This is a genomic window from Streptomyces bobili, from assembly GCF_002154575.1.
Classification (GTDB): Bacteria; Actinomycetota; Actinomycetes; order Streptomycetales; family Streptomycetaceae; genus Streptomyces; species Streptomyces bobili.
In genome coordinates this window covers 1-629 of sequence record NZ_MUBA01000813.1, presented here as the reverse complement: position 1 = coordinate 629, position 629 = coordinate 1, and the positions used below count along the sequence as shown (strand labels likewise).

The 629-nt window shown below is 75.4% G+C and carries 1 pseudogene; it reads right to left on the bottom strand.

Going from position 1 to position 629, the window contains the following annotated elements:
• Nucleotides 1-45: 45 nt before the first annotated feature.
• Nucleotides 46-629: pseudogene (locus tag BZL64_RS37855) on the bottom strand (hypothetical protein); the annotation flags it as partial.

Here is a 629-nt window from a genome sequence, read left to right as displayed (position 1 = left end):
GGAGGAGGCGGTGACGGGGGCAGGGGTGCGAGTGGGCATGTGTGATCACCTTTGGTTCGTGGTGCGACGAGTGAGGGCAGGGCCAGGAGCCCTGGGAGACGGGTGGGTCGTGACCTTCAGCGGTGGGTGCCGTGTCGTGGGCGTGAGCGGCCCACCCGTGGCCGNNCGCGCGGCGGCCTCCAGGGCGTCCCGCAGCGCGCCGTCGCGCAGCAGTGCGCCGGGACCCAACAGGCCCTCGACGACCGCCAGCGCACCGGCGATGTCACCGTGGACCAGGCGCTCCCGGACGCCGGTGAGACAGTCCGGGTGACGGTGGGCCTCGTCGATCGCCTGGAGGCACGGGAGCGGGGTGCCGCCGAGCGCCACCAGCAACTCCTCCCGCCGGATCTCGTCCGGCGCGTGGTCCAGCGGGGCCAGCACCCCGTCGACCAGGCCGATACGGTGCCGGGCTCCCCGGCACTCGACGGGCCGCGGCTGCCCCGCCGGGTCCGCGAGAGTGGACGGGCCGGCCGGCACATGCCCCGGCACCAGCGCCGAGGCCACCAACGGGTGCAGCCGATCGACGTCGATCGCGCCGGAGCGGACCAGCTCCAGGTCGGGCGGCACCCAGGTCGCCGCATCGGGCAGGA